This is a genomic window from Hydrocoleum sp. CS-953, from assembly GCF_002260545.1.
Lineage (GTDB): Bacteria > Cyanobacteriota > Cyanobacteriia > Cyanobacteriales > Microcoleaceae > Trichodesmium.
The window spans coordinates 1-9,420 of sequence record NZ_LGSU01001295.1; the positions used below are offsets into that span (position 1 = coordinate 1).

The 9,420-nt window shown below is 35.1% G+C and carries 10 protein-coding genes and 3 pseudogenes; 7 read left to right on the forward strand and 6 right to left on the reverse strand.

Translation table 11 applies throughout. The features are described 5' to 3' along the window. Nucleotides 1-373, reverse strand: a pseudogene (locus AFK68_RS23240) (tryptophan--tRNA ligase); the annotation flags it as partial. Nucleotide 374: 1 nt separating this feature from the next. After that, nucleotides 375-467, reverse strand: a pseudogene (locus AFK68_RS42365) (hypothetical protein); the annotation flags it as partial. A gap of 894 nt (nt 468-1,361) precedes the next feature. Here AFK68_RS42365 and AFK68_RS23245 point away from each other — a divergent pair. From AFK68_RS23245 to AFK68_RS46190, 5 genes and pseudogenes are all read left to right on the forward strand, one after another. Then, nucleotides 1,362-1,754, forward strand: a complete 393-nt coding sequence (locus AFK68_RS23245) for a hypothetical protein (RefSeq protein ID WP_094675481.1) — start codon at nt 1,362-1,364, stop codon at nt 1,752-1,754. Nucleotides 1,755-2,064: 310 nt separating this feature from the next. Beyond that, a complete protein-coding gene (locus AFK68_RS23250; protein ID WP_094675483.1) occupies nt 2,065-3,114 on the forward strand; it encodes a folate-binding protein YgfZ in 1,050 nt (349 codons plus the stop codon). A 560-nt stretch (nt 3,115-3,674) separates the two neighbouring features. Then, a partial coding sequence (locus AFK68_RS39595; RefSeq protein ID WP_210407577.1) for a hypothetical protein occupies nt 3,675-3,938 on the forward strand: 264 nt, incomplete at its 3' end. A gap of 36 nt (nt 3,939-3,974) precedes the next feature. After that, nucleotides 3,975-4,352: hypothetical protein (locus AFK68_RS46185; protein ID WP_371357513.1), on the forward strand; the 378-nt coding region annotated here is incomplete at its 3' end. 1 nt (nt 4,353) lies between these two features. Continuing rightward, nucleotides 4,354-4,658, forward strand: a pseudogene (locus tag AFK68_RS46190) (hypothetical protein); the annotation flags it as partial. A gap of 510 nt (nt 4,659-5,168) precedes the next feature. Here AFK68_RS46190 and AFK68_RS23260 read toward each other — a convergent pair. Together AFK68_RS23260 and AFK68_RS39600 are read right to left on the reverse strand one after the other, a co-directional pair. Continuing rightward, the gene (locus AFK68_RS23260) at nt 5,169-5,522 is read right to left on the reverse strand and encodes an SH3 domain-containing protein (protein ID WP_094675487.1); all 354 of its coding nucleotides are present in this window, start codon (nt 5,520-5,522) and stop codon (nt 5,169-5,171) included. A 232-nt stretch (nt 5,523-5,754) separates the two neighbouring features. Then, the gene (locus tag AFK68_RS39600) at nt 5,755-6,093 is read right to left on the reverse strand and encodes a nuclear transport factor 2 family protein (protein ID WP_371357514.1); all 339 of its coding nucleotides are present in this window, start codon (nt 6,091-6,093) and stop codon (nt 5,755-5,757) included. 440 nt (nt 6,094-6,533) lie between these two features. On the opposite strand from AFK68_RS39600, the gene AFK68_RS23270 reads away from it, so the two are divergent. Together AFK68_RS23270 and AFK68_RS46195 are read left to right on the forward strand one after the other, a co-directional pair. After that, nucleotides 6,534-7,493: carotenoid oxygenase family protein (locus AFK68_RS23270; RefSeq protein ID WP_246844365.1), on the forward strand; the 960-nt coding region annotated here is incomplete at its 3' end. Between the two features lie 13 nt (nt 7,494-7,506). Further along, complete coding sequence (locus AFK68_RS46195) at nt 7,507-8,133, forward strand: carotenoid oxygenase family protein (protein ID WP_371357515.1); 627 nt, start codon at nt 7,507-7,509, stop codon at nt 8,131-8,133. A 144-nt stretch (nt 8,134-8,277) separates the two neighbouring features. Here AFK68_RS46195 and AFK68_RS23280 read toward each other — a convergent pair whose 3' ends face one another. Both AFK68_RS23280 and AFK68_RS37245 read right to left on the reverse strand, forming a co-directional pair. Next, nucleotides 8,278-8,832 carry a DUF5320 domain-containing protein gene (locus AFK68_RS23280; RefSeq protein WP_094675493.1) on the reverse strand — a complete coding sequence of 185 codons (555 nt, stop codon included), beginning with the start codon at nt 8,830-8,832 and terminating at the stop codon, nt 8,278-8,280. Nucleotides 8,833-9,046: 214 nt separating this feature from the next. Continuing rightward, on the reverse strand, nt 9,047-9,420 hold a 374-nt coding region (locus tag AFK68_RS37245; RefSeq protein WP_168186616.1), incomplete at its 5' end, for a hypothetical protein.

Sequence of the window (9,420 nt, forward strand, 5' to 3'; positions counted from 1 at the left end):
AGTTCTAAATGTTGTTTTTGGTCTTCTCCCACAGGAACTTTATCTGCATTATAAAGTAGGATATCCGCAGCCATCAAAACTGGATAATCTAATAAACCTGCACCTACATTTTCTCCCTGTTTAATTGCTTTTTCCTTAAATTGAATCATATCTGTCAACCAATTCAAGGGAGTAATACAGTTAAGAAACCATGTCAATTCACTATGAGCAGGAATGTGAGATTGCACAAATATAGTAGAATAATTCAGGTCTATTCCGCAGGCCAAATATAAAGCAGCAATAGTATAGGTATCTGTAGCTAGTGTAGCCGGATTATGAGGTACTGTAATGGCGTGTAAATCTACTACACAGAAAAAATTGTCGTATTCTTTTTNTCCTTCTACCCAATTACGAATTGCGCCTAAATAGTTACCAATATGAAGGTTTCCAGTTGGTTGAACTCCAGAGAGTACGCGCTGTTTACCCATTATTTCTCTAACTTTAGTTGTTCAAAATTAATTAATACTTAAGAATAACATATTGAGTGTCTGGTTAAATATCCTCATCCTCTGGACGGAAGTAAAAAATCAAAAGCCAAAAGTCTTTTCAGTTATTATTAGTCCAGTAGGGTGCATTAGATTGAATTCAAAAGTCAAAAGTCATGCATTCAAAAGTAAGAATTTTCAAGTTAAAATCTATTGCACAGTTTTAGCTGTGTCAGTCTAGTAGGGTGCATTAGGCGCTTACTACAAACTACGATTGAACTATCAAATATTACGTTGCGCCGTAATGCACCGTTTAGTTGTAGTGGACTGACACAATTAATGCGTTACCGAAAAATAAAGGTATAAAGCCTATCACTCGCCGTGGAGAAACAAGCGGTCGTTTGCGGAGCATGACCTTAGGATGGGATGGCGTTTAGCTGGCGCACAACTTCGTTAACGCTACGCGACATATAAAGCGTTTCGCTGCGCGACATGAAACGCGGCTCTGCAAGAGCGGGTCTCCCGCTCTTTCAGAGCCACTCCGTTAACGCCATATCCAATCGACCAAGAGAGAAAAAATTTCCTTTTATTTAATCCTCTTCCTTTTAGGGAGAGGTAATTATCAATTATCAATTATCAATTATTGAAGATGGATTCCTAAATACCTTTCATCGCTGAAATTTTAGCCGTAAATTATGCACCTCACAAGTTTTGCTTAACCTGGAGCTTTCAAACGCCTATCTAAAGTACCAGAACAAAATTTCATAGTAATTATTCGATGAAGAGTTGACAAATAAAACCAGATATATTTCAATGAAAATGTTGACTTTAATTTATCATCAAATGGAAATAATTATCCCTAAATCAAGATAAAAATCTTTCCGAATCAAAAATATAATGAAGCCAAAAATCAATAATATTACTGCCTGGAAACAAGCAGAGTTACTAATGCAGCCTGCTTTTATTAGAGTCCTAGATCATATTAGAAAAAAACTAGAAAATTCTGTTTGGCAAGGTACTTATGAAGAGGTACAAACCCCGATTCCAGGTTATAGATTAGATTTAGAATGTCAAGAGCAAAAAATTAGTATTAATGTTTGGGATCTTTGCTATGAAGTTTGTTTTACCAACTATATTTCTACTCATTCTGCTGATGAAACAGTAGAAGTTGATATTGACATTAACTTACTTAATGAAGAAGGAAATGTTAATTGGGATATTCTTGATGAAAAGGCTCTAAAAGTAGTAGAAAATATGATGGCAGATTTACCTGATTCAGTTATCAGTTAGCAGTTATCAGTTATCAGTTAGTATAGCAATCATATTTCAGTTGTAATATTTTAGTGGTAGTTAGGAGTCAGGAGTCAGGAGTCAGAATATAAAAGGATTTTGATAGTTATTAATGGCTTTTAAATATCTCAAAATCATTCCTGATTGCTATAGTTATCAGTTAGTAGTTATCTGTTAATTCATACCAATTAGCGGGAAAAATACCTACAAAATTACTGTTTACTTTCCTAAACTTCTTTTATTTCTAGAGAAATTATTTGAGAAAAAAACAAATATTTGTACCAACAAAAAAACAGATTAAACTAAAACTATGAACGATAAATTACAAAATATTCAAACATCTAATGGTGCAACTTTTCAAGACACCATTCCAGTTAGTTTTGGCAACGATACTCAAGCAATAGAAGCAACAAAACAGGGAGTAGCTCTATGCGATCGCTCACATTGGGGACTAATAGAAATTTCAGACGATGACCGTCTAAGGTTTCTCCATAACCAAAGCACTAATAACTTTAATATTCTCAAACCAGGTGAAAGTTGTGAGACAGTTTTCGTTACACCAACTGCTCGTACCATCGACTTAGCAACAGCTTACATTACAGAAAATAATGTTTTGTTGTTAGTATCTGCCATCCGTTGTCAACAGTTAGTAGAATGGTTTGACCGCTATCTCTTCCCTATGGATAAGGTAGAAGTAAAAAATATTAGCAGTGAATACGCCATATTTAGTCTCATTGGAATAGAAGGCAAAAACTTGATAGCAAAATTAACAGGTACAACACCCCCAGATGCACCCCACGGTAGTCATCAGTTAATAAGTTTGGGAAATGTAGAAATTAGAGTTGCTGTCGGTAGTGGGTTAGCAACAGAGGGATATACTTTAATAGTACCTATGAATAATGCTGCTGAAGTTTGGCAAATGTTGGTAGAAACAGGAGCAGTTCCCATGGGCGATCACCTTTGGCAAAAACTAAGAATACAACAAGGTCGTCCCGCACCAGACTACGAACTTACGGATGACTACAACCCCCTGGAAGCAGGTTTATGGAATACTATTTCTTTTGAGAAAGGTTGTTATATTGGTCAAGAAACTATTGCCCGTTTAAACACATATAAAGGTGTGAAACAAAGACTTTGGGGAGTACGTTTAAATGGCAAAGCAGAATTAGGAACTGTTGTACAAGTCGGGGATGAAAAAGTAGGAAAACTAACAAGTTGTACGGAAACTAATGATGGTTATTTTGGTTTAGTTTATATTAGAACAAAAGCAGGAGGAGTTGGTTTAAAAGTCGAAGTAGGAAATGTAGAAGGAGAAGTAGTTGAAGTACCTTTTCTGACACATCAAGATATTGATAGTTAGGAGATTTATTGCACAAATAATCTGTAGAATGGGCATCTTGCCCGTTCCTTATATTTTCCCTTAATTCAGCAACGGCAAAAAAGACATAAAATAGTCAATTAAAATACATTTCTACAGCTACTTTAGAAGCAGGAGCAACTAATCACGTTAAAACCTCCTTTTTTCCAGACATAAAAATCATCCTTGCATCCATTGTCACTAAGTATTTTCTCAGCTAACTCTTATCAATATCTAAATCTAAATTACCCGAATTTTCAGTTAGCCTCGGCATTATNTTCCTTATATTTTCCCTTAATTCAGCAACGGCAAAAAAGACATAAAATAGTCAATTAAAATACATTTCTACAGCTACTTTAGAAGCAGGAGCAACTAATCACGTTAAAACCTCCTTTTTTCCAGACATAAAAATCATCCTTGCATCCATTGTCACTAAGTATTTTCTCAGCTAACTCTTATCAATATCTAAATCTAAATTACCCGAATTTTCAGTTAGCCTCGGCATTATAGTTATCAAGATAAATAAATCAACTAAACCAACTTAAACACAAGGAGCAAGACAAATGGTTTTCACAACTTTCCCCTCTATCAAAGAAAGTTTTTGGCAAGCTATTGATACATCTAAATTCTCTGGCAACCCCGCAGAAGATCCTAGACTTCAGTCATTACGAAATATTTCTATTCCTGAATTAGTTAAAGTTTTAGAACAATATTCTTATGTAACTAAAATTCACGTTCAAAGTTTAAATTATGTTTGTAATGTTGTTAAACCAGGTAAATTAAAGGTATTACTTGATGAGATTCATTTTGAAGAAGCTGGTGATGGANAAGATCCTAGACTTCAGTCATTACGAAATATTTCTATTCCTGAATTAGTTAAAGTTTTAGAACAATATTCTTATGTAACTAAAATTCACGTTCAAAGTTTAAATTATGTTTGTAATGTTGTTAAACCAGGTAAATTAAAGGTATTACTTGATGAGATTCATTTTGAAGAAGCTGGTGATGGAAATCCAGAAGATTCTCACTATAATTTACTGAAACTATTCTTATTTGGATTAAATGAAGGGTTTGGTGGCACGATGCTTACCAATAAAATTAATCCACAAGTTGATGCTTTAATTGCCAAGTATGATGCAGATTTAAAAAGCAATCCTGCTCACGTTGCTATTGGTATGGCAGGTATGGGTACTGAATGTATTTGTGGTCCGATTTTAGAAGAAATTTGGGCACAAGTTCAANATCCTGCTCACGTTGCTATTGGTATGGCAGGTATGGGTACTGAATGTATTTGTGGTCCGATTTTAGAAGAAATTTGGGCACAAGTTCAAGCTCGTAAAGATTTAGAAGATATATTACCTCAATTAAACCTAGAATTTTGGGATATTCATACTGGAGAAATCGATCATTCTCATGCTTTAAGAATGCGTAATGCTATAGATGGGGAAGTAGGAGAAAGTGAAGAGTCTGCACAACAAATACTCCAAGGTTATGAGTTATCTGTGAAATTCTGGGATGATTTATTAGATATTTTTGTAACTCTATAAATGTGGTGTATAAGTAGTCAGAAAAACCCTGACTCAAATCTTAGCTTGATGTAAATATAGTGATAATTAACGGAGGTATTTTTCATACCTCCATCTTTTTTGGGAAATAATTCTCATCGATTTATCACCTGATTCTCTAGATTTTTTCAGTATGATTAAACATAATTAACATTAATCAGAACATTTTTATCATAAGTGTGGGAACGGGTATAATTATCGATTTAAGATATAAATTATCCTACATAAACTTTAGCTGTGGGTTAACAATTCTGGTGAATGGAAAATAATCCCTACCTCAACTTGATTAGATGTTCTAGAATTGCTCCTTAATAACCAGGGATAAAAATCCCTGGTTTTTCTTCTTTTTAGAGTATAGCCCTACGCATTAAGGCTCTTGACATTTTTAAATCCTGTTAGCGGAGCTTTTCCCTATACGAAAAACCCTTTGAAAATTCCCTATTCCCTATTCCCTATTCCCTATTCCCTAGCGCGTAGCGCTATATAACTATACTATTTTCTCCAGCGATCGAATTGATCTTCCGAACAGCCATTTATATACTTATTAAAAACATATCCTTCAAGAGGAGTGTAGGGTGTAGGAGATTGGCCAGAATCAAGAGCTACTATGTGAACCCAATTCCCAGTTCGTCTAATAGCTCTTACACCGTCTCCACGATTAAGTTGAGTTATTGTAGGTGAACTGGTATCAGGTCTTTGACGAACATTGACATCGTTGCCGTTAATAAAACTACAAATAGTATTATTCTCAACTTCTATTTGATAGTCTGGATCATTTTGTGCTAAAGCAGATTCGGCATTTAAAATCACCAAAAATATTGATAATAAGGTTATTAAACTTTTCATGATTTGGAAACCTCCATTAGTAGAATAGTTAGATTAATGTTGTTGGTAATTTTAAGAATTTAAAAAGTATTTTTGCGACTTAATGCTATCAACTTCACCAGTAAAATAAGTAGTAAGTATTTCCGTGCCGGAATGCTACGCAAACAGCCTTTTATACCGATTTTATGTGAGGTTGCACAAAGTTATGAAATTCCTTACTGCTGACTTTTCCCTCCTGATTATTTATAACTATTTAATCAGAAATTATACAACTTTTAATAACACTTGCATGACCAGCAACAATTTGTAAGGAACCTGCGGAAGATATTGACCATACACGGGTGTAACGAATATGTTCATCAATTATTGAATCATTATATTTACCCAAAAGGTGCATTTGAACTGAAACAACCGAAAAGCCTTCATTGAGCTGAATATGTTGTTCTGACGGTATCAGTTCTGTTAGCTTGAGAACTCCACAATGGTGCATCTCAAGGTCTTGCACCTTGGTAATAAGTTGCCCAAGATGGTTAGTAAAGATTAGTTCTGGTGCAATAAGTATGTCTAGTTTAACTACATTAGATGTTAAGATAGCTTGTCAAAGGTTTTCTTCTAGATCAATAATTTGTGATTTGGAATGTTTGCTCATAAAAACAAATTCTTGTTAAACCCTAACTATTAATTATATTTTAGTTACACAGCATTTTTTTATGAAATAAAAAGACTTCTTTTTTTTCTCCCAAAATATTACAGATAGGCACAGCTTAATAATTTATCACCAAATTTTTTCCAATTGTTATAAAATAAGTTAAACATTATCAAAAATTTATGACTGCAACAACTCCTACCTTAAATCCTTTCTTAAGCAATAATTTCGCCCCTGTTACAGAAGAAACAACCGCCGACGACCTCAAAGTTNATAAAAAGACTTCTTTTTTTTCTCCCAAAATATTACAGATAGGCACAGCTTAATAATTTATCACCAAATTTTTTCCAATTGTTATAAAATAAGTTAAACATTATCAAAAATTTATGACTGCAACAACTCCTACCTTAAATCCTTTCTTAAGCAATAATTTCGCCCCTGTTACAGAAGAAACAACCGCCGACGACCTCAAAGTTATCGGGGAACTACCTCCCGATCTTTCAGGAATGTTTGTGCGTAATGGCCCCAACCCACAATTTGACCCAATTGGACAATATCATTGGTTTGACGGGGACGGAATGCTGCACGGAGTTAGAATAAAAGACGGTAAAGCATCCTATCGTAACCGTTATGTACGCACTAACAAATTCCAGGTAGAAAACCAGGAAAATAAACCACTATTGGCAGGATTATTAGAGCCACCCCAACCAGATAATCCCTACATTACAGATGCTAGTAGAGCTAACACTGCTCTCGTATATCATGCCAATCATTTTTATGCTCTCTGGGAAGCTGGTGCGCCGTACCATATTAAACTGCCTGAATTGGATACCATTGGCAAACAGACTTTTAACAACAAACTCCAATCTCCTTTTACTGCTCATCCTAAAGTTGATGCCGTCACAGGAGAAATGATGTTTTTCGGTTACTCAGTAGCTCAACCTCCTTTTTTACAATATAGCGTTGTTTCGGCAAATGGAGAACTGCTGCGCACCATACCTATAGATTTGCCTGTGGGAGTAATGATGCACGACTTTGCCATTACGGAAAACTATAGTATATTTTTCGATTTACCGATCACTTTCCGCCCAGAAAGAATAGAAACAAGTCAGTTCCCCCTAATGTTTGAATCAAAAACACCTAGTCGCTTCGGTATAATTCCACGTCATGGCGATAGTGGAGAGGTGCGTTGGTTTGAAACTCCAGCTTGTTTTGTTTGGCATACTCTCAATGCTTATGAGGAAGGAGATGAGGTTGTATTGGTTGCTTGTCGGATGAACTCTACTAATGTATTTGTGACTGATGAGAGCGATCGCCTCCCTGATGGAGATATTCCTTATTTACATNCGCTTCGGTATAATTCCACGTCATGGCGATAGTGGAGAGGTGCGTTGGTTTGAAACTCCAGCTTGTTTTGTTTGGCATACTCTCAATGCTTATGAGGAAGGAGATGAGGTTGTATTGGTTGCTTGTCGGATGAACTCTACTAATGTATTTGTGACTGATGAGAGCGATCGCCTCCCTGATGGAGATATTCCTTATTTACATCGTTGGCGGTTTAACTTGAAAACTGGAGAAGTAAAAGAGGAACAGCTAGATGATGTACCTTCTGAATTTCCCCGTGTCAATGAAGAATTATTAGGGCGAAAGACGCGGTATGGTTATTCGGCAAGAATGGCACCAGGAACTTTTCCTCTATTTGATGCTTTGATTAAATATGACTTGGATACAGGGAAGTCGGAAACTTCTGAGTTTGGTAAAGGGCGTTATGGTGGAGAGGCAGTCTTTGCTCCTCGACTGAATGCTAGTAGCGAAGATGATGGTTGGTTGGTGACTTATGTTTATGATGAAAATACTCAGACGTCTGAGTTAGTAGTGGTGAATGCTCAGGATATTAGTGGGGAAACTGTAGCGCGAGTGATTATTCCACAGCGAGTGCCTTATGGTTTTCATGCTGCTTGGGTTACAGAGGCGCAGTTGAGTTAAATATTATAGCACTACAAAAAAGTGTTAGGGAATTAATAAAATTGAAATCCTTAACTAATAGTTTTGTCTGAATAAATGAAGCGCGGGGTGAAAATAATCCCCGCTTAATTTCTTGTTTTTGGCTTGATTAAATTCATCAAAAAATCACTTTAACTGACTTATTAATTTCTGTATTAACAGACCTTGTTCTTGAAGTTGATGACTTTGTTCTTTAACTTGATTTTCTAAAGTTATAATTCTTTGCTCTAGAAATTTTACCTGTTGTTTTAAGTCTTGCTGTTCAGGTTCTATTCCTGTTTCTGTTTTCTTATTAGTACCACCATTAAATGCTGTAACAACTTGTTTCCAACTGCGACTACTCAGTTTAATATTATGAACATCTTTGAGATGTTTATATGCAGTATTACAATTTTTGAAACGTGCCTTTAAAGATGTTTCTGTCCAACTATTTGATTCTTTGAGTAGTTCCCGATCCAAAATATTAGAAGGTGGAAGTTGAGCTTGAGATTTAACTAAATTAGTAGTTGTTGAATCTATCTCACTTTGAGCATAATTATAACCAACTTTCAGAGCAGTTTCAGCAATCATAAAAGAATTTTCGGTTAGTTCATCACCGAGTAATTGCATTTGATTAATACCCTTTTTGATGCTTTTAAGCTGCTGAGTAGTTTCTTGAAGTGATTCTGTTAGTTTACCCATATTCTTTTTCTATTTATTCTCTAGTAATTGACGATTAANCTATCTCACTTTGAGCATAATTATAACCAACTTTCAGAGCAGTTTCAGCAATCATAAAAGAATTTTCGGTTAGTTCATCACCGAGTAATTGCATTTGATTAATACCCTTTTTGATGCTTTTAAGCTGCTGAGTAGTTTCTTGAAGTGATTCTGTTAGTTTACCCATATTCTTTTTCTATTTATTCTCTAGTAATTGACGATTAATGTTAATTGGACTTTCTTCTTCCCAAATTATTGGATTGGGTTCTGCTGATTTCATGGGTATTAAATCTTTAAGATCAGTATTTAAAAGTCTGTTAGCAGCTTTCATTATAGCTCTAAAACGATCCAATCCTGACATGACGTTTTTGTTTTTCTCAATACTTTCATAAACAGATTCAAAATCAGTTATTAATTTCTTTGTTGCCTCCAATTGAATTGTTAAGTTGTCTACTTGGTTAGTTAGTTCATCTCCCTCTTGTTGTAATCTAGTATTTGTCTGAACACTATGGGATAATGCTTGTTTTAATTTCTGCTTTTCTAACTTATGTTGCTCAATTACCTTTAAAT